General features: G+C 60.7%; 23 protein-coding genes. 20 read left to right on the plus strand and 3 right to left on the minus strand.

Annotated elements, in window-relative coordinates:
* Positions 1-55 precede the first annotated feature (55 nt).
* The 20 genes from ACZ5U1_RS02270 to ACZ5U1_RS02365 all read left to right on the plus strand — a co-directional run bounded on the left by ACZ5U1_RS02270 (position 56) and on the right by ACZ5U1_RS02365 (position 19,204).
* Complete coding sequence (locus ACZ5U1_RS02270; protein ID WP_097091191.1) at positions 56-430, plus strand: NADH-quinone oxidoreductase subunit A; 375 nt, start codon at positions 56-58, stop codon at positions 428-430.
* Positions 421-975 (plus strand): NuoB/complex I 20 kDa subunit family protein, encoded by a 555-nt coding sequence (locus ACZ5U1_RS02275; protein ID WP_443020059.1) that lies wholly within the window; start codon positions 421-423, stop codon positions 973-975. The genes ACZ5U1_RS02270 and ACZ5U1_RS02275 overlap by 10 nt, the downstream gene beginning before the upstream one ends.
* Position 976: 1 nt before the next feature.
* Entirely contained in the window at positions 977-1,888 is a 912-nt protein-coding gene (locus ACZ5U1_RS02280) for an NADH-quinone oxidoreductase subunit C (protein ID WP_464779191.1), read from the plus strand.
* On the plus strand, positions 1,888-3,123 hold the full coding sequence (locus tag ACZ5U1_RS02285) for an NADH-quinone oxidoreductase subunit D (protein ID WP_464779192.1): 1,236 nt from the start codon (positions 1,888-1,890) through the stop codon (positions 3,121-3,123). Before ACZ5U1_RS02280 ends, ACZ5U1_RS02285 begins: the two co-directional genes overlap by 1 nt.
* Positions 3,123-3,791 carry an NADH-quinone oxidoreductase subunit NuoE gene (gene nuoE, locus ACZ5U1_RS02290; protein ID WP_464779193.1) on the plus strand — a complete coding sequence of 223 codons (669 nt, stop codon included), beginning with the start codon at positions 3,123-3,125 and terminating at the stop codon, positions 3,789-3,791. Before ACZ5U1_RS02285 ends, nuoE begins: the two co-directional genes overlap by 1 nt.
* 109 nt (positions 3,792-3,900) lie before the next feature.
* Positions 3,901-5,211 (plus strand): NADH-quinone oxidoreductase subunit NuoF, encoded by a 1,311-nt coding sequence (nuoF, locus tag ACZ5U1_RS02295; RefSeq protein ID WP_464779194.1) that lies wholly within the window; start codon positions 3,901-3,903, stop codon positions 5,209-5,211.
* Positions 5,208-5,768, plus strand: a complete 561-nt coding sequence (locus tag ACZ5U1_RS02300; protein WP_464779195.1) for a hypothetical protein — start codon at positions 5,208-5,210, stop codon at positions 5,766-5,768. Before nuoF ends, ACZ5U1_RS02300 begins: the two co-directional genes overlap by 4 nt.
* Positions 5,761-7,767 carry an NADH-quinone oxidoreductase subunit NuoG gene (nuoG, locus tag ACZ5U1_RS02305; RefSeq protein ID WP_464779196.1) on the plus strand — a complete coding sequence of 669 codons (2,007 nt, stop codon included), beginning with the start codon at positions 5,761-5,763 and terminating at the stop codon, positions 7,765-7,767. The genes ACZ5U1_RS02300 and nuoG overlap by 8 nt, the downstream gene beginning before the upstream one ends.
* Complete coding sequence (gene nuoH / locus ACZ5U1_RS02310; RefSeq protein WP_464779197.1) at positions 7,764-8,807, plus strand: NADH-quinone oxidoreductase subunit NuoH; 1,044 nt, start codon at positions 7,764-7,766, stop codon at positions 8,805-8,807. Before nuoG ends, nuoH begins: the two co-directional genes overlap by 4 nt.
* Positions 8,804-9,304: a hypothetical protein gene (locus tag ACZ5U1_RS02315; RefSeq protein ID WP_464779198.1), complete on the plus strand. Its 501-nt coding sequence runs from the start codon at positions 8,804-8,806 to the stop codon at positions 9,302-9,304. The genes nuoH and ACZ5U1_RS02315 overlap by 4 nt, the downstream gene beginning before the upstream one ends.
* On the plus strand, positions 9,301-9,786 hold the full coding sequence (nuoI, locus tag ACZ5U1_RS02320; protein ID WP_464779199.1) for an NADH-quinone oxidoreductase subunit NuoI: 486 nt from the start codon (positions 9,301-9,303) through the stop codon (positions 9,784-9,786). The genes ACZ5U1_RS02315 and nuoI overlap by 4 nt, the downstream gene beginning before the upstream one ends.
* 33 nt (positions 9,787-9,819) lie before the next feature.
* Positions 9,820-10,431: an NADH-quinone oxidoreductase subunit J gene (locus ACZ5U1_RS02325; protein WP_464779200.1), complete on the plus strand. Its 612-nt coding sequence runs from the start codon at positions 9,820-9,822 to the stop codon at positions 10,429-10,431.
* 17 nt (positions 10,432-10,448) lie between these two features.
* Complete coding sequence (gene nuoK, locus ACZ5U1_RS02330; RefSeq protein WP_019053664.1) at positions 10,449-10,733, plus strand: NADH-quinone oxidoreductase subunit NuoK; 285 nt, start codon at positions 10,449-10,451, stop codon at positions 10,731-10,733.
* 6 nt (positions 10,734-10,739) lie between these two features.
* A complete protein-coding gene (nuoL, locus tag ACZ5U1_RS02335) occupies positions 10,740-12,785 on the plus strand; it encodes an NADH-quinone oxidoreductase subunit L (RefSeq protein WP_464779201.1) in 2,046 nt (681 codons plus the stop codon).
* Positions 12,785-14,359, plus strand: coding sequence for an NADH-quinone oxidoreductase subunit M (locus tag ACZ5U1_RS02340; RefSeq protein WP_464779202.1), 1,575 nt, complete (start codon positions 12,785-12,787; stop codon positions 14,357-14,359). Before nuoL ends, ACZ5U1_RS02340 begins: the two co-directional genes overlap by 1 nt.
* Positions 14,359-15,795, plus strand: a complete 1,437-nt coding sequence (gene nuoN / locus ACZ5U1_RS02345; RefSeq protein WP_464779203.1) for an NADH-quinone oxidoreductase subunit NuoN — start codon at positions 14,359-14,361, stop codon at positions 15,793-15,795. The genes ACZ5U1_RS02340 and nuoN overlap by 1 nt, the downstream gene beginning before the upstream one ends.
* Positions 15,796-15,839: 44 nt before the next feature.
* On the plus strand, positions 15,840-16,499 hold the full coding sequence (locus ACZ5U1_RS02350) for a biotin--[acetyl-CoA-carboxylase] ligase (protein ID WP_464779204.1): 660 nt from the start codon (positions 15,840-15,842) through the stop codon (positions 16,497-16,499).
* A gap of 16 nt (positions 16,500-16,515) precedes the next feature.
* A complete protein-coding gene (locus ACZ5U1_RS02355; protein ID WP_464779205.1) occupies positions 16,516-17,295 on the plus strand; it encodes a type III pantothenate kinase in 780 nt (259 codons plus the stop codon).
* Positions 17,295-18,932: a ribonuclease J gene (locus tag ACZ5U1_RS02360; RefSeq protein ID WP_464779206.1), complete on the plus strand. Its 1,638-nt coding sequence runs from the start codon at positions 17,295-17,297 to the stop codon at positions 18,930-18,932. Before ACZ5U1_RS02355 ends, ACZ5U1_RS02360 begins: the two co-directional genes overlap by 1 nt.
* 11 nt (positions 18,933-18,943) lie before the next feature.
* On the plus strand, positions 18,944-19,204 hold the full coding sequence (locus tag ACZ5U1_RS02365) for a DUF1467 family protein (protein ID WP_464779207.1): 261 nt from the start codon (positions 18,944-18,946) through the stop codon (positions 19,202-19,204).
* Between the two features lie 66 nt (positions 19,205-19,270).
* Here the strand turns inward: ACZ5U1_RS02365 and ACZ5U1_RS02370 are convergent.
* From ACZ5U1_RS02370 to ACZ5U1_RS02380, 3 genes are all read right to left on the minus strand, one after another.
* Positions 19,271-20,028 (minus strand): IS5 family transposase gene (locus tag ACZ5U1_RS02370; RefSeq protein ID WP_464778136.1). Its coding sequence is split into 2 segments (ribosomal slippage): positions 19,271-19,710 and positions 19,710-20,028, totalling 759 coding nucleotides; the frame shifts between segments, so codons are not numbered across the junction.
* A gap of 135 nt (positions 20,029-20,163) precedes the next feature.
* Positions 20,164-20,820: a response regulator gene (locus ACZ5U1_RS02375; RefSeq protein WP_464779208.1), complete on the minus strand. Its 657-nt coding sequence runs from the start codon at positions 20,818-20,820 to the stop codon at positions 20,164-20,166.
* Entirely contained in the window at positions 20,817-22,493 is a 1,677-nt protein-coding gene (locus ACZ5U1_RS02380) for a sensor histidine kinase (protein ID WP_464779209.1), read from the minus strand. The genes ACZ5U1_RS02375 and ACZ5U1_RS02380 overlap by 4 nt, the downstream gene beginning before the upstream one ends.
* Between the last annotated feature and the right edge of the window lie 54 nt (positions 22,494-22,547).

Genomic DNA, 22,547 nt, shown 5'->3' on the forward strand with positions numbered 1-22,547 from the left:
GCTTATGCGGCAGGCCTAAAGCGCGCCCATAGTCATTTTCGCCCAGGGGATTCCGTTGGTCGATCTAGCCCAATATCTGCCGATCCTTATCTTTCTCGGGATCGCATTGCTGCTTTCCGGTGCATTCGTGTTCCTGCCGATGCTTGTCGGTCGCCTGACCGGCGCGCATCAGCCCGATCCGGCGAAGCTGTCGGAATATGAGTGCGGCTTTCCGGCATTCGAAGAACCGCGCAGTCAGTTCGACGTGCGCTTCTATCTGGTCGCGATCCTCTTCATCATCTTCGATCTGGAAGCCGCCTTCCTCTATCCCTGGGCGGTCAGCCTGGACCAGATCGGATGGGCCGGATGGGCGACGATGATGATCTTTATAGCGGAGCTGGTGCTGGGCCTCGTTTATGCGTGGAAGAAGGGAGCCCTAGATTGGGAGTAGAACTGACCAGTCCCGCGCCCGGCACGATGCCGCCCGCAGGGACACAGCCCGACCAGAATTTCTTCAACGCGCTGAACAGTGAAGTCAGTGACAAGGGGTTCCTCGTCACATCGACGGAGGATCTGTTCCAGTGGGCTCGCACGGGTTCGCTGTGGTGGATGACCTTTGGCCTTGCCTGCTGCGCGGTGGAGATGATCCACGTCAACATGCCGCGTTATGACATGGAGCGGTTCGGGGCTGCGCCGCGTGCCTCACCGCGCCAGTCGGACGTGATGATCGTTGCGGGAACGCTGTGCAACAAGATGGCTCCGGCGTTGCGCAAGGTTTACGACCAGATGTCCAATCCGAAATATGTGATTTCGATGGGCAGCTGCGCGAACGGCGGCGGCTATTATCACTATAGCTATTCGGTAGTGCGTGGCTGTGACCGGATCGTGCCGGTCGATATCTATGTGCCGGGCTGCCCGCCGACTGCCGAAGCGCTGCTCTATGGTGTGATGCAGTTGCAGCGGAAGATCCGCCGCATCGGGACGATTGAGCGCTGATATGGGTCATTCTGCACCGAAGATCGTGAACCCGGAAGGGCTCGCGGAGAAGATCGCCGGGTTGCTGGGTCCGATGCTGATCGAAGCGGTCGATCATGCTGATGAGCTGAGCTTCACCGTCGTGCGCGATCGGCTGGCCGAGGCGCTGGATGTGCTGCGCGTACAGGGCGAATATCAGCAGTTGATGGAGATCGCGGGCGTCGATTACCCGGAGCGGGCTGAGCGGTTCGAGGTCTGCTATCACCTGCTGTCGGTCACGCAGAACCATCGCATCCGCGTCAAGGTGTCGACCGACGAGGATACGCCCGTGCCCACCGTCACGCATATCTGGCCGGTTGCTGGCTGGCTGGAGCGTGAGGTGTTCGACATGTACGGCGTGATCTTCGAGGGTAATGCCGACCTGCGTCGCATCCTGACGGATTACGGCTTCAAGGGGCATCCGCTGCGCAAGGACTTCCCGCTGACCGGCTATGTCGAGATGTGGTATAGCGAGGAGGATAAGCGCGTCGTCTACAAGCCGGTGCAGCTGGCCCAGGACTTCCGTCAGTTCGACTTCATGAGCCCGTGGGAAGGCGCGCAATATGTGCTGCCGGGCGATGAGAAGGCGCCGCAGGCTCCGGGTGCGCCGTCGCCTGTCGCCGCTCCACCGCCGCCGCCCGCTGCGCCCAAGGGCGAGCCCGCTGGCGCGACGCCCAAGGTGACGGAAAAGAAGGAAGATACCGGCGCGGGCGAACCCGCCAACACGGAAGCCGCCAAGGCGACCGATGAGAAGCCGCTTGCCGAAGGCGCGCAGACGACGCCGGTGCGCCGGTCCCGTGCCGCGAAGGCCGAAACCGGCGAAGCGGACACCGCCAAGCCGAAACGCACGCGCAAGCCGAAAACTCCCGCCAAGGATGAGGGGGGTGACGCCTGATGTCTACCTATCTCGAAGAACTCGAGCACAAGACCAGCCCGGAAGATCCGACGCTGGGCGATACCGAGATCCAGAATTACACGATCAATTTCGGTCCCCAGCATCCGGCGGCGCACGGCGTGCTTCGTCTGGTCATGGAACTGGACGGGGAAATCGTGGAACGCTGCGACCCGCATGTCGGGCTGCTCCATCGCGGCACAGAGAAGCTGATCGAATATAAGACCTATCTTCAGGCGCTGCCCTATTTCGACCGGCTCGACTATTGCTCGCCGATGGGGATGGAGCACAGCTATGTGCTGGCGATCGAAAAGCTGCTGAACCTGGAAGTGCCGCTGCGCGCCCAATATCTGCGCGTGTTCTTCGCGGAGCTGACCCGCATCAAGAACCACATGCTGAACCTCGGTTCGCACGTCATGGACGTGGGTGCGATGACGCCGAATCTGTGGCTGTTCGAGCTGCGCGAAGACTGCATGAACTTCTATGAGCGGGCGTCGGGCGCGCGCATGCACGCGGCCTATTTCCGGCCGGGCGGCGTCCATCAGGACGTGCCGTTGAAGCTCCTCACCGACATCGCTGACTGGCTCGACACGCGCCTGCCACGCCTGTTCGAGGACGCGATCAGCCTGGTGGCCGACAACCGCATCTTCAAGCAGCGTAACGTCGATATCGCCGTGGTGAGCAAGGAAGATGCGCTGAAATGGGGCTTTTCCGGCCCCATGCTGCGCGGTTCGGGCATTGCCTGGGACATCCGCAAGTCGCAGCCCTATGACGTCTATGACCGCATGGACTTCGACATTCCGGTGGGCACCAATTTCGACTGCTATGACCGCTTCATGGTCCGGGTCGAGGAAGTGCGCCAGTCCGCGCGCATCATGAAACAGTGCCTGAGCGAAATGCCGGAAGGTCCTGTGCTTTCGCTTGACCGCAAGGTCGCGCCGCCGCGTCGTGGCGAGATGAAGCGATCAATGGAAGCGCTGATCCATCACTTCAAGCTTTACACCGAAGGCTTCCACGTTCCGGCGGGCGAAGTCTATGTGGCGACCGAAAGCCCCAAGGGCGAATTTGGCGTCTATCTGGTGAGCGACGGGACGAATTCGCCCTATCGTTGCAAGATACGTCCGACTGCCTTCTCGCACCTGCAGGCGATGGATTTCATGATGAAGGGCCACATGCTGGCCGACACCACCGCCGTCCTCGGTGCGATGGATATCGTGTTCGGAGAATGTGACCGCTAATGGCTGACGCAGTTCATATCCCTGACGAAGCGGAAACGCGCGCCCGTTGGGGCAATTTCGCGTGGACGACTGATAATGCCGAGCAGGCGAAGAAGGTCATCGCGCGCTATCCTGCCGGTCGTCAGCAGTCGGCGGTGATGCCCTTGCTTGATCTCGCTCAGCGGCAGGTCGGCGCGGAAACGCAGACCAATGGCTGGCTGCCGGTGCCGGTGATGGAGTATATCGCCGATCAGCTGGAAATGCCGTATATGCGGGTTTACGAGGTCGCGACCTTCTACACCATGTACAATCTGGCTCCGGTCGGCCGCTATCATGTGCAGGTTTGCGGCACGACGCCCTGCATGTTGCGCGGTTCCGACGATGTGTTTTCGGCCTGCAAGAACAAGGGGCTGGTGAAGGGCGGCACGACGCCGGACGGCTTGTTTACCTTGAGCGAGGTCGAGTGTCTGGGGGCCTGTGCCAACGCGCCGATGGTGCAGATCAATGACGATAATTTCGAAGACCTGACCTATGACAGCATGAGCGCGATCCTTGACGATCTCGCCGCTGGCAAGCAGCCCAAGATCGGGCCGCAGATTGAGCGTCAGACGAGCTGCCCCGAAGGCGGGCCGACGACGCTGAAAGAGATGGTCGGCGAAAATCATGATTATCGGGGGGAGTGGGCCTAATGACGTCTCCCTACTCCGTCACCCCAGCGAAGGCTGGGGTCTTTCTCCTCAGCGCGCCAACGCCTGAGATGCCAGCGTGCGCTGGCATGACGAATGCTGGAGGCCGCGCATGAGCGACGTCATCACACCCCTTGCCGACAAGGATCGCATCTTCACCAACGTCTATGGCTTCCAGGATTGGGGCATCGACGCGGCGATGAAGCGCGGCGATTGGGATAATACCAAGAAGCTGCTGGAGATCGGCCAGGACGAGATCATCGAGCGCATCAAGGCGTCGGGCCTGCGCGGCCGTGGCGGCGCGGGCTTCCCCACCGGCATGAAGTGGAGCTTCATGCCGAAGGAAAGCAAGGATGGCCGTCCGAGCTTCCTCGTCATCAACGCGGATGAATCCGAGCCGGGTTCGTGCAAGGATCGCGAGATCATCCGCCACGATCCGCACAAGCTGATCGAAGGCGCGCTGATCGCCGGTTTTGCGATGCGGGCGCGCGCGGCCTATATCTACATTCGCGGCGAGTTCATTTATGAGGCGAAGGTGCTCTTCGCCGCTGTCGGGCAGGCCTATGAAAAGGGCTTCCTTGGCAAGAACGCATGCGGCTCCGGTTATGATTTCGACGTCTTCGTCCATCGCGGCGCGGGCGCCTATATCTGCGGCGAAGAAACTGCGCAGATCGAAAGCCTGGAGGGCAAGAAGGGCCAGCCGCGCCTGAAGCCGCCTTTCCCGGCGGGCGCGGGTCTTTACGGCTGCCCGACGACGGTGAACAATGTGGAATCGATCGCGGTTTCGCCGACGATCCTGCGCCGCGGGTCCGAATGGTTTTCCAGTTTCGGCCGCGAAGGGAACAAGGGCACCAAGCTGTTCCAGATCAGCGGCCATGTGAACAAGCCCTGCGTCGTCGAAGAGTCGATGGGCATCAGCTTCAAGGAGCTGATCGATCGGCATTGCGGCGGCATTCGCGGCGGCTGGGACAATCTGCTCGCGGTGATTCCGGGCGGCTCCTCTGTTCCACTGGTTCCGGCGGCGCAGATCATGGACGCGCCCATGGACTTTGACGGGTTGAAGGCTGTGGGCTCTGGCCTTGGCACCGCTGCGGTCATCGTCATGGACAAGTCGACGGATATCGTCCGCGCGATCAGTCGCCTCTCTTACTTCTATAAGCATGAGAGCTGCGGCCAGTGCACGCCTTGCCGTGAGGGCACGGGCTGGATGTGGCGCGTAATGGAACGACTGCGTTCAGGCGAAGCCGATATCGGCGAGATCGACATGCTTCAGCAGGTGACGAAGCAAGTCGAAGGCCACACGATCTGCGCGCTCGGCGACGCGGCGGCTTGGCCGATCCAGGGCCTCATCCGGCATTTCCGGCCAGAGATCGAGCGGCGGATCAATGAGCGCGGTGTGCCTGTGATGGAGGCGGCGGAGTGAAACGACTTCCATTTCTCCTTTTTGTCTTTTTAGTTGGACTTGGTTTCGGCCACGCGCCTGCTCATGCGGGCAAGAGCGATGACGCGTGGGCAAAATGTCTTTGGGAAACTGTGCCGAGTTCTGCCAATAATTGGTTGGCAATGCCCTTGCCGAAGCGCGACTACGGTTTGGCACAACCTCCGGCAGAGTATGTTCTTCAATATCGCTTGCAGGGCGCGTGCCATCAAAAGCTAATTCCAATAGGCAAGAAATCACCTCCAGGCTTCAACGCAAAGTCGATACGAATTGTGTTAGAAAAGACGAAGCCATTGGAAGTGCGATCTGATCTGATTGATCCGAAGGCATTTCGCTGCACGCGCTATTTCTTAAACGATACCGAGTTCAAGAATCCTGCCGCTTATTCGTGGGGGTTCGGCGAAGGCTCTAACGAGCACATAATTTCATCCATTACATATTTCTTCGCCGCGCAGGGCGGCGGCAGTGTCGGACTGCCCAATTCCGGTGGCTTGAAGAAATGCCATTGGATCAAGGAAGACGGGACTTTTATCGATGCCTAAAGTCAAAGTAGACGGCGTAGAACTGGAAGTCCCGGCGGGCGCTACGGTTCTTCAGGCTTGCGAGATGGCGGGGAAGGAAATTCCGCGCTTCTGCTATCATGAGCGTCTGTCCATCGCGGGCAATTGCCGCATGTGCCTGGTCGAGGTGAAGCCGGGTCCGCCTAAGCCGCAGGCAAGCTGTGCGCTTCCTGCTGCGGAAAATCAGGAAATCTTCACCCAGACCGAAATGGTCAAGAAGGCGCGCGAAGGGGTGATGGAGTTCCTGCTCATCAACCACCCGCTCGACTGTCCGATCTGTGATCAGGGCGGCGAGTGCGACCTTCAGGACCAGTCGGTCGCCTATGGCCGTGGCGGCAGCCGCTTCGACGAGAATAAGCGCGCCGTCACCGAGAAATATATGGGGCCGATCGTCAAGACGGTCATGACCCGTTGCATCCAGTGCACCCGCTGCGTGCGCTTTGCCGAGGAAGTCGCGGGCGTGCCGGAAATCGGCGCCATCTATCGCGGCGAGAATATGCAGATCACCACCTATCTCGAACATGCCGCCAAGAGCGAGCTCTCGGGCAATGTGGTCGATCTTTGTCCAGTGGGCGCTCTGACGTCGAAGCCCTATGCGTTTGAGGCGCGTCCGTGGGAGTTGCGCAAGACTCCGGCGATCGACGTGATGGACGCGGTCGGCACCAATATCCGCCTCGATAGCCGTGGCCGTCAGGTGCTGCGCGCGGTGCCTCGCATCAACGACGACGTGAACGAGGAATGGGCGAGCGACAAGACCCGGCACAATGTCGATGGTTTGGTGCGCAAGCGGCTCGACAAGCCTTTCGTCCGCAAGGATGGCAAGCTGGTTCCAGCGACCTGGGAAGAAGCGTTCAAGGCGATCGCGGCTGTCCAGCATGGCGGCAGCGTCGCTGCGCTGGCGGGCGACCTGCTCGATTGCGAGACCATGTTCGCGGGCAAGCTGCTCGTCGAGAAGCTGTGCGGTTCGATGCTGGAAGGGCGTCAGACGGGTCTTGCCTATGATGTATCGAGCCTGTCGGCGGTGAACTTTAACACGACGCTGAACGGCATCGAGACGGCGGACGTGATTCTGCTGGTCGGCACCAATTTGCGCTGGGAAGCGCCGCTGGTGAACACCCGCATTCGCAAGGCGATCAAGAGGGGTGCGAAGGTATTTGCGCTCGGCCCGCAAGTCGATCTTACCTATAAGGTCGAGTGGCTGGGCAATGACGCGTCGTTGCTGGCAAAGCTGCCTGAAGCGGTGGTCGAGGCTTTCGGCAAGGCGGCGCGTCCGGCGATGATCGTCGGCGGCGGCGTGCTGGCGAAGGACGGCGCGCATGGCGACACGCTTGCGCTGGTCGAGACGCTGGGCCTGATCAAGGACGGCTGGAACGGCTATAACGTCCTGCATTTCGCGGCGGCGCGGATGGGCGGGCTGATGCTGGGCTATGCGACGCAGGGCGGGATCAAGGCGGTGGCTGCGGCCAAGCCCAAGCTGCTCTTCTCTCTGGGCGCGGACGAGGTCGATTATTCGGCCTTTGACGACAGCTTCAAGGTCTATGTCGGCCACCATGGCGACAAGGGCGCGCATGCGGCGGATGTGATCCTGCCGGGCGCAAGCTATGCCGAGAAGGCGGGCACCTACGTCAATCTGGAAGGCCGGGTGCAGCGCGGTGAAAAGGCCGTGTTCGCGCCGGGTGATGCACGTGAGGACTGGTCGATCCTGCGCGCTCTTTCGGAAGTTCTGGGCGCGACTTTGCCGTTCGACAGCTTCGATGCGCTGCGGGCGGAAATGGCCAAGGCGGTTCCGGCGCTGGGCGCCGAAGGCCTCGCCGATTATGGCTGGTCCGTACCGTCGCTGCCGACCGGGGCCAGCGGTGAGTTTGGCTCGCCGATCAAGGATTTCTACCTGACCAACGCCATCTGCCGCGCCAGCCCGACGATGCAGCAATGCTCGGCCGAGCTGATCCATGAGACGAGCTTCGCGGAGGCCGCAGAGTGACCGCTTTCTTCCAAAATCTGGGCATGCCCTTTAACGGCGCGTGGCTGCTGTCCACTGTCATCGGCATATTAGTGATTGCCCTGCCGCTGATGCTGGCGGTGGCGATGATCATCTATGCGGATCGCAAGATCTGGGCGGCGATGGCGCTGCGCCGGGGGCCGAACGTCGTAGGTCCTTTCGGCTTGCTTCAGTCCTTTGCGGACGGGGCAAAGGTGTTCCTGCAGGAAACCATCATTCCGTCGGCCGCCAACCGTGCGCTGTTCCTGATCGCGCCGATCATTACTTTCACGGTGGCGTTGATTGCCTGGGCGGTGATCCCGTTCCAGGCGGGCGTGGTGCTGGCCAACATCAATGTCGGCCTGCTCTATATTCTCGCGATCAGTTCGCTGGGCGTCTATGGCATCGTGCTCGCGGGTTGGGCGTCCAACTCCAAATATCCCTTCTACTCCGCGATCCGCGCGAGCGCGCAGATGATCAGCTATGAGGTGTCGATCGGCTTCATCCTGGTTTGCGTGGTGCTGTGGGCGGGTAGCTTCAACCTGACCACGATCGTGGAAAGCCAGCGCGGCTATTATGGCTTCATCAACGGCCATGCGTTCAATCCGCTGCTGTTCCCGATGGCGATCATGTTCCTGATATCGGCCATGGCGGAAACGGGCCGTGCCCCGTTCGACCTGACCGAAGCCGAAAGCGAGCTGGTCGCGGGCTATCAGACCGAATATTCGTCCATGTCGTTTGCGCTCTATTGGCTCGGCGAATATGCGAACGTGCTGCTGATGTGCGCGCTGAACGCGATCCTGTTCTGGGGTGGTTATCTGCCCCCGATCGATTGGGCGCCGCTTTATTATGTGCCCGGGATCATCTGGCTGTTTGCCAAGATCCTGTTCTTCTTCTTCGTCTTCTCCTGGGTGAAGGCGACGGTGCCCCGCTACCGGTATGATCAGCTGATGCGGTTGGGCTGGAAGGTATTCCTGCCGACGTCGCTGTTGTTTGTGTTCCTGGTATCGGGCTTCTTGATGCTGACGAGGTATGGAGGATGATAGAAGCGTTCGCACTAGCATCGACTTCAGCCCAGGCGTTGCCTCAGCGACAAGTCGCACAAAATTTCGAATGCCAGCTGAGGACGTCCGCAGGGAAAACTATCGCGCTGTCCGGCGATTATCATATTCGTGAATATGGATCGCCCGGTCGTGGATCGATTCAAGTAAGGGTCGAAACGGCTGACAAGAAGTGGCATTTTCTCAATGCCAGCACGCGAGCAGACTTTAGGACCGGTCCCGATTGGTTCCGGGTGATGCTTGATTTGACCGATCCCAAAAGCAATCAGAATAGCGGATTGGGCTCGCTTGACGATCAGGTATATACGCTCGATCTCAATTTCCCGGCGAAGGTTTCTGAGCTTCGGGGCCGATACGGATTTGCGACTTTGCGTGATCAGAAGGACGATACGCCCTTGGTCTGGGAATCGCGCCCTTATCCGATCACTGCTGTCGGTCCGTGTGATATAACACCCAAAAAAGACGGAGGCGCTCAATGAGCCTCGGCTACTATATCAAATCCTTCACGCTCTGGGAGTTTGTGAAGGCGCACGCCCTGACCTTGAAATATTTCTTCAAGCCCAAGGCGACGATCAACTACCCCTATGAGAAGAACCCGATTTCGCCGCGGTTCCGGGGGGAGCATGCGTTGCGTCGTTATCCCAATGGCGAAGAGCGCTGCATCGCGTGCAAGCTGTGCGAGGCGGTGTGCCCGGCGCAGGCGATCACGATCGAGGCGCAGCCGCGTGACGATGGCAGCCGTCGGACGACGCGCTACGACATTGACATGACGAAGTGCATCTATTGCGGCTTCTGTCAGGAAGCCTGCCCGGTGGATGCGATCGTCGAGGGGCCGAACTTCGAGTTTTCGACCGAAACTCGTGAGGAGCTCATCTACGACAAGGCGAAGCTTCTTGAAAATGGCGACAAATGGGAACGCGCACTCGCCGCGAACCTTGCCGCCGATGCACCCTATCGTTAAGCCGCGACCCGATCGAAGAGGATATATGATCCTGTGATTCACGTGCTTGCCTTTTACCTGTTCGCCATCTTGGTGGTGTCCAGCGGCGCGCTGACGATCCTGTCGCGCAATCCGGTCCATTCGGTGCTGTGGCTGATCATGGCGTTCTTCAACGCGGCGGGGCTGATGGTCCTGCTGGGCGCCGAGTTCATCGCGATGCTGCTCATCATCGTCTACGTGGGCGCGGTCGCCGTGTTGTTCCTGTTCGTCGTCATGATGCTGGACATCGACTTCGCGGAATTGCGGGCTGGGTTCGTCGACTATCTGCCCTTTGGCATGCTGGTCGCCCTGGTTCTGCTGGCCGAGATTGTGTTGGGTATTGGCATTTGGAGCGCGGGACCGATTGAGCTTGCGCAGCGCGCGGCACCGGTGAACCCGGAGCTGTCCAATATACAGGCGATCGGGACGCTGCTCTACACGCGCTATATCTTCCTGTTCGAAGCGGCAGGCATCGTTCTGCTGGTAGCGATGATCGGTGCAATCGTGCTGACCCATCGTGCACGCGGCGGCGTAAAGGGTCAGAATATCGCCCGTCAGAACCGCCGTCGTCCGCAGGATGCCGTGCGCAACGTCAATCAGCCCGTGGGGCAGGGGGTGGAGCTGTGATCGGCCTTCAGCATTATATGGTGGTCAGCGCGATCCTGTTCGTGATGGGGGTGCTGGGCATCTTCATAAACCGCAAGAATGTCATCATCATCCTGATGGCGATCGAGCTGATCCTCCTGAGCGTGAACATCAACCTCGTCGCCTTCAGCGCCTTCCTGGGCGATCTGGTGGGGCAGGTGTTCAGCATGTTCGTGCTCACCGTTGCGGCGGGCGAGGCGGCCATCGGCCTTGCCATTCTCGTCATCTATTTCCGTGGTCGCGGCACGATTGCCGTCGATGATGTCAACCGGATGAAGGGCTAAAGCTCGATGATCCAGCTTATCGTCCTTCTTCCGCTCATCGCGGCTGTCATCGCGGGCCTTGGCAACAAGGCGCTGGGCAAGCTGTCTGCGAAGATCATCACTACCGGCGCGCTGTTCGTTTCCTGCGCGCTTAGCTGGCCGATCTTCATCGCCTTCCTGACCGGGCATGCAGAACCCTATGTGGCGCCTGCCTTCACCTGGATTCAGTCGGGCAGTTTTGATGCTCAATGGGCGCTGCGCGTTGACGCGATGACGGCGGTCATGCTGGTCGTGATCACCAGCGTGTCGAGCCTCGTCCACCTCTATAGCTGGGGCTATATGGAGGAAGAGCCGGATCAGCCGCGCTTCTTCGCCTATCTGTCGCTCTTCACCTTCGCGATGCTGATGCTCGTGACGGCGAACAACCTGTTGCAGATGTTCTTCGGCTGGGAAGGCGTCGGTCTTGCTTCTTACCTGCTGATCGGTTTCTGGTTCCGTAAGCCCTCGGCCAATGCCGCCGCGATCAAGGCGTTCGTTGTGAATCGGGTTGGCGACCTTGGCTTCATGCTGGGGATTTTCGGCACCTACCTGGTGTTCAACACCATCTCGATCCCGGAAATCCTGGAAGCGGCACCGTCCATGGCCGGTTCGACCATCGGGTTCCTTGGTTATCGCTTTGATACCATGACCGTGCTTTGCCTGCTGCTGTTCATCGGCGCGATGGGGAAGTCGGCGCAGCTTGGCCTCCACACCTGGCTGCCGGATGCGATGGAAGGTCCGACGCCGGTGTCGGCGCTGATCCACGCGGCGACCATGGTGACCGCAGGCGTGTTCATGGTGTGTCGCCTGTCGCCGATGTTCGAGGTGTCGCCGACGGCGCTGGGTTTCGTGACCTTCATCGGCGCGGCGACCTGCCTGTTCGCGGCGACGGTCGGCACGGTGCAGAACGACATCAAGCGCGTCATCGCCTATTCGACTTGTTCGCAGCTGGGCTACATGTTCTTCGCGGCGGGCGTCGGCGCATATGGCGCGGCGATGTTCCACCTGTTCACGCATGCCTTCTTCAAGGCGCTGCTGTTCCTGGGCGCAGGATCGGTGATCCATGCGATGCACCATGAACAGGACATGCGTTACTATGGCGCACTGCGGAAGGAGATTCCGATCACCTTCTGGACGATGACGCTGGGTACACTGGCGATCACGGGCGTAGGCATTCCGCTGATCGGCTATGGCTTTGCGGGCTTCTATTCGAAGGACGCGATCCTTGAATCGGCTTTCGCTGCTGGCGGCTATGGCACCGGCGCGTTCCTAGTCGGGGTTTTCGCTGCGCTGCTCACCAGCTTCTACAGCTGGCGCCTCGTGTTCCTCACCTTCTTCGGCAAGCCGCGCTGGGCTGCTTCGGAGCATATCCAGCATGCGATCCATGGCCATCATGAATCGCCGGAGGAAGAGGCTGAGCATGATGGGCATGAGGCGCATGACGATCATGGTCATGTCGCGACCGGGACCGGCGGCTATCATCCGCACGAAAGCCCCTGGGTCATGCTGCTGCCGCTGGTGGTGCTCAGCCTCGGCGCGGTGTTCGCTGGCTTGATCTTCCACGACCAGTTTATCGGGGCCGAAGGCGGCGTCGAGTTCTGGAAGGGCGCGCTGGCGTTCGACAGCCATTTGATGCACGCGGCACATGAAGTGCCGACTTGGGTCAAATTCTCGCCCTTCGCGGTGATGCTGACCGGCTTCGTCATTGCTTGGCTCAGCTACATCAAGAATACCGACTGGCCGCGCCGTTTCGTGGGCGAGTTCGGCGTGCTGTACCGCTTCCTGCTCAATAAATGGTATTTTGACGAGCTGTACCATTTCCTGTTCGTAAAGCCTGCCTTCGCCATCGGCCGCTTCTTCTGGAAGTTCGGTGACGTGGGCTTCATCGACCGCTTCGGTCCCAATGGGCTCGCCGCGCTGGTCGTGCAGGGCAATAAAGTCACCCGTCGGCTTCAGTCCGGCTACCTCTACACATACGCGCTGGTGATGCTGATCGGCCTCGCCGCGGCCGCAACCTGGGCGATGACACGATAATGGACGGCTTCCCCATCCTTTCCCTGATGATGGCAGTGCCGATGGCGGGGGCCATCGCCTGTCTCTATGCCGGTGCAAACCAGGCGCGTTGGATCGCGTTGTTGGCGACGCTGGTCGATCTGGCGCTAGGCGTCCTGCTCTGGGCGAATTTCGATCAGTCGGGCGGCGCGGCGCAGTGGCAGTTCCAGGAATATGCGCCGATTTTCGGTCGTTTCGCCTGGGCGCTCGGGATCGACGGCATCGCGCTCGTCCTGATCATGCTGACCGTGTTCCTGATGCCGATCTGTATCGGCGCGAGCTGGCAGGCGATCGAGAAGCGCGTCGGCGAATATATGGCGGCGTTCCTGTTCATGGAGGTGTTGATGATCGGCGTCTTCACGGCGCAGGATTTGTACCTCTTCTATGTGATGTTCGAAGCTGGCCTGATTCCGATGTATCTGATCATCGGCATCTGGGGCGGCGCGGATCGCATCTACGCGTCCTATAAATTCTTCCTCTACACGCTACTCGGCTCGGTGCTGATGCTGATCGCGATGATGTGGATGGTGCACGACGCGGGCACCACCGACATCCCAACGCTGATGGCCTATAATTTCGATCCGCATGTGCAGGTCTGGCTGTTCCTGGCCTTCTTCGCGAGCTTTGCCGTCAAGATGCCGATGTGGCCGGTCCACACCTGGCTGCCGGACGCGCACGTTCAAGCGCCGACGGCCGGTTCGGTCATTCTGGCTGGCGTGCTGCTGAAGATGGGTGGCTACGGCTTTATCCGCTTCTCGCTGCCCATGTTCCCGGAAGCTTCGGCGCAGCTGGCGTGGCTGGTGTGGGGGCTGTCGATGGTGGCGGTGGTTTACACCAGCCTCGTCGCGCTGGTGCAGACCGACATGAAGAAGCTGATCGCCTATTCCTCGGTCGCGCATATGGCGATCGTGACGGTCGGCCTGTTCGCCTTCAACCAGGCGGGTATCGAAGGCGCGATGATGGTGATGCTGGGCCATGGCCTGGTGTCTGGCGCGCTGTTCTTGTGCGTCGGCGTCATCTATGATCGACTGCATACCCGCGAGATTTCGCGCTATGGCGGCCTTAGCATCAATATGCCGAAATATGCGGTGCTGTTCCTGCTGTTCACCATGGCGTCCGTCGGCCTGCCGGGCACGAGCAACTTCGTGGGTGAATTCCTGGCGCTGATGGGCATCTATCAGGCTTCGAGCTGGGTCGCGTTGGTTTGCACGACAGGCATCATTCTGGGCGCGGCCTATATGCTCTATCTCTACCGCCGCATCTGCTATGGCGAGCAGAAGAATGCCGATGCTGCGGCGATGCCGGATCTGTCGATGCGGGAGATGTGGCTGCTGGCGCCGATCGCTGCTGCCGTCCTGTGGATGGGCATCTATCCGGAGAGCTTCCTGGCGCCGATGCGGTCTGACATTCGTGCGCTGGAAGCCCGCATTGCCTCTGCGGCTCCCGTGGGCGATTCCAGGATCAAGATGGGTCCGGCTGTCCCACCGGCGGCGGCTCATCAGGGCGAAGACCATAGCGCAATGTCCCATGAAAAAGCGTCGGGGGAGGCGCACTGATGATTGATTCCGCTTCCCTTCTTGCCGTTCTGCCGGAGCTTGTCCTCACGGCGGGTGGGCTGGTCCTCCTGCTGATCGCCGCTTTTGGCGGTGACGGGACCGCGCGCGCCGTCAACTGGCTGTCGGTGCTGACCCTGCTCGTTGCGGGTTTGATGCTGCCGGTTTCCTTGGCGCATGGGCCACTCGCCTTTGACGGGCTGGTGCGGGCCGATGCGTTTTCGGTTTTTGCCAAGGCGCTGATCTACGCATCGGCGGGCGCTGCGATCCTGCTCGCGCCGCGCTACTTCCTCGTCGATGGCGCGTTGCGGCCGGAATATCCCGTCCTGATTCTGTTCAGCAGCATCGGCATGGGCATGATGGTGTCGGCCGGTGATTTGCTGACGCTATATGTCGGGTTGGAGATGCAGAGCTTGGCTGCCTATGTGCTGGCGAGCTTCATGCGTCAGGACGAGCGGTCTTCCGAGGCGGGCCTTAAATATTTCGTGCTCGGTTCGTTGGCGAGCGGCATCCTGCTTTATGGCACGGCGCTGCTTTACGGCTTTACCGGCAGCACGAGCTTTGATGGCATCGCCGTCGCGCTGGGTGATGGCGTGGGTAAGGGCGAACTGTTCGGCATGGTGTTCCTGCTGGCCGGTCTTGCCTTCAAGATGAGCGCGGTGCCGTTCCACATGTGGACGCCCGACGTTTATGAAGGTGCGCCGACGCCGGTTACGACCTTCTTCGGCAGCGCGCCCAAGGTTGCGGCGATGGCTTTGACCGTGCGTGTCGCGATTGAGGCGCTGGGTCCCGCGGGGCTCGACTGGCAGCAGATCGTTATCTTCGTGGCGCTGGCTTCGATCATCTTCGGCGCGGTGGCGGCCATCGGCCAGACCAACATCAAGCGTCTGATGGCCTATTCGTCGATCAACAATGTCGGCTTCGCGCTGATCGGCCTTGCCGCGGCGACGCCTGCGGGCGTGGCGGCGACGATGAGCTATATGGCGATCTATGTCGTGATGACGATCGGTGGCTTTGCCTGCATCCTGCAAATGCGTGATTCCGAAGGGCGTCCGGTGGAGAGCATTGCGAGCCTTGCGGGTCTGTCGCAGTCGCGTAAGGGCTTGGCTGCTGCGCTGGCGATCTTCATGTTCTCCATGGCGGGGATCCCGCCCCTGTTCGGCTTCTGGGCGAAGTTCCTGGTGTTCGATGCGGCCGTGGCTGCGGGGCTGACCGCGCTGGCGGCGTTCGGTATCGCGGCTTCGGTGATTGGCGCATTCTATTATCTGAAGATCATCAAGACGATGTACTTCGATGAGCCTGCCGCAGCTTATGAAGCGCGGGGCGGGGCGGTCGAGAATATCATCCTGACCGCTTGTGCGGCTGTGATCGTCGTCGGATATCTGTTGAACCCCGTGCTGGACAAGGCAAGCGCGGCGGCTGCGGCGTCGCTATTCTGAGCGATATTCGCTTCGTCGAAGAGACCGGCTCCACCAACGCCGATATGCTGGCGTTGGCGGAGCAGGGCGTGGCGGAAGGCACGTGGCTGCGCGCAGGACGGCAAGTGGGTGGTCGAGGCCGCATGGGCCGGACCTGGGAAAGTCCTGTAGGTAATCTCTATTGTTCCACGCTGGTCCAGTTGCGGGCGGGTGATCCGCCTGCCCATCTACTCGCGCTGGTCGCCGCGAATGCGGTGCATGCGTTGGTGGCCCCTTTGTGCGAGGGGCAAGCGCGGATCAAATGGCCCAATGACGTTCTGGTCGATGGCGCGAAGATCGCGGGTATCCTGCTGGAGCGGGCGGGTGACGCCATCGTGGTCGGGATCGGCATCAATGTAGTGGGTCATCCGGTCGGGCTGGACCGGCCTGTTACCAGTCTGGCGGCGCAGGGGGCTGCCGATGCAGAAGCTGGCGCGCTTCTGGAGAGATTGGCCGAATTATTCGGACATTGGCTGGCGATTTGGCGCGCGCAAGGGCTGGAGCCGGTGCGGGCGCATTGGTTGCTGAACGCGCATCCCAGCGGCACTGCGATGCGGGTCGTCCAGCCTGACGGCGAGACCGTCGAGGGCAGTTTCGATACGCTTGATCAGCAGGGCATGCTGATCCTCCGCTTGGCGAATGGCGACACCCGTGCCATTCATGCGGGCGACATCCTTCTCATCTGATATCCGGGGACGGGCCATGCTTCTCGCGATCGACGCGGGCAATACCAATGTGGTTTTCGCGCTGCTTGAAGGGCGGGAGATTCGCGCGCGTTGGCGGATCGCGACAGATCCTCGCCGGACGGCGGATGAATATGCCGTGTGGCTGAACCAGTTACTGATGCTGGAAGGCTATGCCCTTGCGGATGTCGATGCGGTCATCATCGCCACCGTCGTGCCGCGCGCGCTGCATAATCTTCAGGTGCTGGCGGAGAAATATTTCAAGACAGCCGCGCTGGTCGCGGGGCAGGCGCCGGTCGAATGGGGCATTGAACTGGACGTGGCGGAGCCTGCTTCCGTGGGTGCCGACCGGGTTGTAAACGCCATTGCCGCCCACCATTTGTACGAAGGCGATTTGATCGTCATCGATTTTGGAACAGCGACCACCTTCGACGTCATCGATTATCAGGGGACGTACAAGGGTGGCATCATTGCGCCGGGGATCAACCTGTCGCTCGATGCATTGGTCGCGGCCGCTGCCAAGCTTCCAAAGATTGCCATTGCGCCGCCGGAGAACCGTTCGGTTATCGGTCGCACGACGGAAGCGCAGATGCACATCGGCGTGTTCTGGGGCTATGTCGCGATGATGGAAGGGCTGGTTGCCCGAACGCGGGCGGAGATTGGCCGCCCAGCCAAAGTGATTTCGACAGGCGGCCTGGCCGTCCTGTTTGATGAGAATAGTGAAATTTTCGATGCGATCGCGCCGGACCTGACCATTTTGGGTCTGGCGCTGTTGCACGAACGGAGTTTGAAGAACTGATGATACCTAAAGACGAGCTGCTCTTCCTGGCCCTTGGCGGGTCGGGAGAGATTGGCATGAACGTCAATCTATATGGTTGCCAGGGCAAGTGGGTGATGGTCGATCTTGGCCTGACCTTCGCGGACCCGGCTTATCCCGGCGTTGATTTGGTGCTGCCCGATCTGTCCTTCATCGAAGAGCGTCGCGACGACCTGCTGGGCATCGTGCTCACCCATGGGCATGAGGATCATATCGGTGCCATCCCCTATCTGGCCGCTGACCTTGGCGTGCCGCTTTATGCGACGCCGTTCACGGCGGGCCTCATCAGGTTGAAGCTGGAGGAAGAGGGGCTGACCAAAGAGGTCAAGCTGAATGTCATCGACAATGAAGGCAGCTTCGCGCTGGGGCCGTTTGGCTTCCGCTATGTGCCGCTGGCCCATTCGATCCCCGAGGGCAATGCTGTGCTGATCGACACGCCTCACGGACGTGTTTTCCACACGGGCGACTGGAAGATCGACGAGAAGCCATTGCTGGGCCAGCCTTCGACCCCCGAGGAGCTGACCGCGATCGGTGATGAGGGCGTGCTGGCGCTTGTTTGCGACAGTACGAATGTATTCAATTCCGAGGCGAGCGGCTCCGAAGCTGATGTGCGCGAAGGGCTGATGCAGACGATCACCGGCGCGAAGGGGCGGGTGCTGGTTACCACTTTCGCCTCCAACGCGGCGCGTTTGCAGACGCTCGGCGAAGTGGCGAATGCGGTCGGACGCAAGCTGTGCGTGGCCGGGCGATCGCTGGACCGGATCATCTCAACCGCTAAGGCAGCAGGATATCTCAAGGATTTCCCGCCGACGGTCGATTGGGATGACGCGATGGCGCTGCCCCGTAACGAGGTGATGATCATCGCCACGGGCGGGCAGGGTGAAGCGCGTGCGGCCTTGTCTCGCGTTGCTTTCGACAGTCATCCGATCAAGCTGGACACCGGGGATCTGGTGGTTTTCTCGTCCAAGCAGATACCGGGTAATGAGATCGCGATTGGGCGTATCCAGAATGCTTTGGCGACCAAGGGCGTGCTGATGGTGACGGATCGCCAGGCCGAGGTCCATGTTTCGGGCCACCCGGGGCGACCCGAACTTGAAGCCATGTATCGCTGGGTCCGGCCGCAGATATTGCTGCCCGTCCATGGCGAGCGGCGGCACATGGCGGAGCAGGCGCGGCTTGGTCTGGCAAGTGGCGTCCCCAGCGCCATCGTGCAGTCCAATGGCGATATGTTGCGATTGGCGCCCAATGGTCCCGAGATCATCGGGCATGAGGCCACGGGGCGGCTGGTGCTGGACGGCGACGTAATCCTGCCAGCAGACGGTTCCACGATGAACGAGCGGCGCAAGATCGCGCTGCACGGGCAGATCAGCGTGGCAGTCGCGCTCGACCGCAAGGGCAAGGTGGTGGGCGATCCGGCATTGCGGACCCAAGGCGTGCCGGTGGAAGAGGACAAGGAAGCTTTCCTGGCAGAAGCAGCGGAGGAAGCGGCGGCGGCCGTGGCCAAGGGGTCTCAGGAAGAGGAAGCGTTGCGCGAGCGTGTACGGCTGGCGGTGCGGCGGACGGCCACGCGCTGGACGGGCAAGAAGCCGGTGGTGGACGTTCTGCTCATTCGCGCCTAAGGCTCCGCATCATGAACTGGTACGCAATCCTGGCTATTTATGTGCTGTTCTGGGTGATCAGCGCGTTCATCGTTCTGCCTTTCGGCATCCGGACGCCCGACGAAACGGGTGAGGTGATGCTGAAAGGGCAGGCTGACAGCGCGCCCAGCAACTTCCGGCCAGGTGTCGTTGCGTTACGTGCGACGGTCCTGTCGGCGCTGTTGTTCGGGCTATATTATGCCAATTATGTCGAGGGCTGGGTCACGCTGGAGCGGCTGACGCATCCTTCCTGATGGCCGTGAAATAGCGTTCGCTCAGTGACCGTCGCGGGCTTTAACAAGCTTAGGCGCCGTCTGCATTCACCGTATCCAGATCATGGCGCATGCGAGATGGACGAAGCCCATGAAGGCTGAGATGGTTTTCTCGCATCGTAAGGCGATCCTACGGAAGCGTTTGAGTTTGTTGAAGAAGCATTCGACCTGATGGCGCTCCTTGTAGAGCCTCCAGTCAATGGGCGGCGCGACAGCGCGGCTGGGATTGGCCTTGATTTGAGCGGTTGCGCCGAGTTCACCGGCGATGAAGGCGCGTAGCGGATCGGCGTCATAGGCGGCATCGGCAATGACATGATCAACGTCCTTGAGCCCGGCCAGGAGGGACTGGGCCTGCGGGCAATCGCCATATTGCCCCGGCGTTGGATGGATGCGCAGCGGCAGGCCGATCGCATCGACCACGGCATGCAATTTGGTTGTCAGCCCGCCACGCGAACGACCGATGGCGGCACTTTGAGCCCCCCTTTTGCGCCCGCCGCGTCGGCGTGGACCTTTGAGATCGTGCTGTCGATCATGACATACTCAAAGTCGGGCGTATCGGCCATGGCATGGAAAAGCTCTTCCCACACGCCATTGTGAGACCAGCGGCGAAAGCGGGCATGCACCCCCGTCCACTTCCCGAAAACCTCAGGAAGATCCCGCCAATGCGCTGCGTTGCCCGCCATCCACAAGATCGCATCGACAAACAACCGGTTATCCACTCCGCTCCGGCCCGGCATGCCAGATCGCCCGGGAAGATGCCCTTTGATCCGCTCCCACTGGTCGTCCGTCAGTGCACGTCTGCTCAATGATCGTCTCCTTCGACAACCTTGAATCAGAACTTCAACTCAATGGGAATCCTGTGAATGCAGACAGCGCCTAGCCCGAACGCGTGAGTTGTCCGGATAACTGACTTGATACTCTGGCGGCGATAGACGGTCGCCTCAGTGTAGGCCCACCGCCGGTATAGCGCTGTCCATCGACAACATCATGATGATCAGTTCCGACCGGGACTTGATGCCGAGCTTCTGAAAGATGCTGTGCAGGTGCACCTTGACCGTTCCTTCGGTCAGGCCGCACCGTGCGGCGATTTCGCGATTGCGGAGGCCGGCCCGAATAAATCCGGCGATCTCCATTTCCCTGTCCGTCAGGCTGGAAAGCGCGTTGTTGTCGTTGGGCGGGGCCGAGATGCTGTGCACAAGGGCCTGTTCCATCACGGCGGGCGCAATGCTTTTGTTGCCGCCCAGCACCTGCGTGATGCAGGAGAGCAGTTCATTGGGGTCGCTATCCTTCAGGACCACGCCATCCACGCCCAGCTTTATCGCCTCCAGCGTCTGGTCAGGGCGGATGTGGACGGTCATGAAGATCACGGGAACATTGCTGCCGCTGTCGCGGATGGCAGACAGGATCGCGAGGCCGCCACCGTCCTTCATGCTCACATCCAGGATCAGCAGGTCCGGCTGCTCCTCCTGAAGGCGCGAAACGGCTTCGCCGACAGAACGCGCGCAGAAGACGACGTCGTGCCCGTGCGAGCTCAGAAACTGCGCCATGCCATCGAGGAAGATGGGGTGGTCGTCGACTATCGCTATCTGAGCCATCATATTGCGGACCTCGGTAAGGATGAAGGTAATCTAATGGAAATTAATGAATTCATGCTTAAGTTGTGGAAATAGGCGGTGCCGCCGATCTTGCCCAACCGTTTCATTATGGACTGCGATTGCAATTCGAAGTCGCCGGTATAGCTTTGCTGCTCGATCCCCCGGTCGCCCGGATTGTCCTTGAGCGCGATCATTATCTCGTCGTCGGCCTGAGCAAGTGAGATGGTAATATGCTGGGCGGCGGCGTGCTTTACGGCATTGGCGGTAGCCTCCCGGAGCAGGAATTCCACTTCTGAGGCAGTTTCGGACGTGACCATCATGGGATGGTCTACCGGGTTCAGCCGACACTCAATTCCCCATTGCAGGGCAATGAAGCGGCAGCAGCTTTCGACATCGCGGACCAGATCGACATCGTCCGGTCTGGTGCCGGTCACATTGAGCAGGCGACGCAGATGGGCCTGTTCGGCGGTGACAAGCTCTTCCATTGCATGCAATTCGGCCAGGTGATGCGGGGCATCGATGGCGGCAAGCCCATGTTGCGCGGTCACGAGGCGGACGCGAAGAGCGGCAAGGGTCTGAAGAACGCTGTCGTGCAGATCGCGGCTGAGCGCGAGACGTGCTTCGGCAAAGGTTCGATCGCGCCAGGCGAGCAGGAAGAAATGCCGATCGAGGAATAGCTCAAGCCCTTCCTGGATGCGCAGTGCGCGCAAGAGGGCGGCGGGCGACCAGCCGTGGCGCGTGCCGACGAAAATGCGACCGCGCAGGTCACCGGCCTGAACCTGAAAGCTCAAACCCTGACCTACGCCCAGCAGGTCGGTTATCGCTTCCGTCAGGTGAGAAGCCTTTTCATTTCGCGTGATGCCGAGGCGGTTGCGCAGCAACAGGCGGCTCGATTGACCGGAATAGAGAAAGGGCGCTTCCGGCGGTGCGATGCCCAGCAATGCTTCCACCTGCGGCTGCGGCAGACTGATGGCATGGACGCCATCGCCATTGATAAGCTCACAGTTGATGGGGCCATCGTCCATCTGCCAGACGAGGGCGCAATAGCGGGCCGCCATCAGTTCCGATACCTGCTCCACCACGAAGCGCGGAAGAGATTTTTGGAAAGACAGCCCGACGGCCTGCAATCGTTCCGACCAATCGATCAGCCGTCTTTCCAGGATCGACATGCTGAGCATCGCCGCGGCGATAGTGCAGCCGATGATCACCGTGATCCCGTCGATCGCTCGATCCACCTCTGCCACATGGCGTTCGGCGGCCCAGCTTTCGTAGGAACCCCGCGCCAGGAATGCGAGAACGAGGCAAAGCGCAAGGACGATTATCGAGCCACGGCCAAAGCGCTCTGAGGCTGACCAGGCGACGAAGAACAGGCAGGCGAGGGCTGCGATCTGCAAAGGCTGGCATAGGGCGATTACCGTCAGGAAGATGATCGCGTCGAGGATCAGTGACAGAGGCCGGACCAGCAAGCCAAGCGGCGGCGCCAGCATATGCTGCACAATGCCGAACAGGGTCCAGAGCCAGACGCCACCGTGCAAAAGTGTGATGGTGCGGGCGAAGTCAGGTTCGTTGTTGAACATCGCGCCGATCTGCCAAGTGGCGGCAACGGCAAAGGCGACGCGGGATACGGCAAAACCCAGCGTCGGTGATCGACCCAACCAGAGCACCAGGCGCTCCATTACGGAAGATGACGCCTTGCGCATATTCAACATGGTGGCTTGTCCCCCGACTCC

This window comes from Sphingobium sp. TomTYG72 (genome assembly GCF_055394715.1).

Coding starts and splice junctions, on each gene's coding strand:
- ACZ5U1_RS02280 (WP_464779191.1), top strand. CDS start 977: ATGGGTCATTCTGCACCGAAGATCGTGAACCCGGAAGGGCTCGCGGAG.
- ACZ5U1_RS02285 (WP_464779192.1), top strand. CDS start 1,888: ATGTCTACCTATCTCGAAGAACTCGAGCACAAGACCAGCCCGGAAGAT.
- nuoE (WP_464779193.1), top strand. CDS start 3,123: ATGGCTGACGCAGTTCATATCCCTGACGAAGCGGAAACGCGCGCCCGT.
- nuoF (WP_464779194.1), top strand. CDS start 3,901: ATGAGCGACGTCATCACACCCCTTGCCGACAAGGATCGCATCTTCACC.
- nuoG (WP_464779196.1), top strand. CDS start 5,761: ATGCCTAAAGTCAAAGTAGACGGCGTAGAACTGGAAGTCCCGGCGGGC.
- ACZ5U1_RS02315 (WP_464779198.1), top strand. CDS start 8,804: ATGATAGAAGCGTTCGCACTAGCATCGACTTCAGCCCAGGCGTTGCCT.
- nuoI (WP_464779199.1), top strand. CDS start 9,301: ATGAGCCTCGGCTACTATATCAAATCCTTCACGCTCTGGGAGTTTGTG.
- nuoK (WP_019053664.1), top strand. CDS start 10,449: ATGGTGGTCAGCGCGATCCTGTTCGTGATGGGGGTGCTGGGCATCTTC.
- nuoL (WP_464779201.1), top strand. CDS start 10,740: ATGATCCAGCTTATCGTCCTTCTTCCGCTCATCGCGGCTGTCATCGCG.
- ACZ5U1_RS02340 (WP_464779202.1), top strand. CDS start 12,785: ATGGACGGCTTCCCCATCCTTTCCCTGATGATGGCAGTGCCGATGGCG.
- nuoN (WP_464779203.1), top strand. CDS start 14,359: ATGATTGATTCCGCTTCCCTTCTTGCCGTTCTGCCGGAGCTTGTCCTC.
- ACZ5U1_RS02350 (WP_464779204.1), top strand. CDS start 15,840: ATGCTGGCGTTGGCGGAGCAGGGCGTGGCGGAAGGCACGTGGCTGCGC.
- ACZ5U1_RS02355 (WP_464779205.1), top strand. CDS start 16,516: ATGCTTCTCGCGATCGACGCGGGCAATACCAATGTGGTTTTCGCGCTG.
- ACZ5U1_RS02360 (WP_464779206.1), top strand. CDS start 17,295: ATGATACCTAAAGACGAGCTGCTCTTCCTGGCCCTTGGCGGGTCGGGA.
- ACZ5U1_RS02365 (WP_464779207.1), top strand. CDS start 18,944: ATGAACTGGTACGCAATCCTGGCTATTTATGTGCTGTTCTGGGTGATC.
- ACZ5U1_RS02375 (WP_464779208.1), bottom strand. CDS start 20,820: ATGATGGCTCAGATAGCGATAGTCGACGACCACCCCATCTTCCTCGAT.
- ACZ5U1_RS02380 (WP_464779209.1), bottom strand. CDS start 22,493: ATGGAGCGCCTGGTGCTCTGGTTGGGTCGATCACCGACGCTGGGTTTT.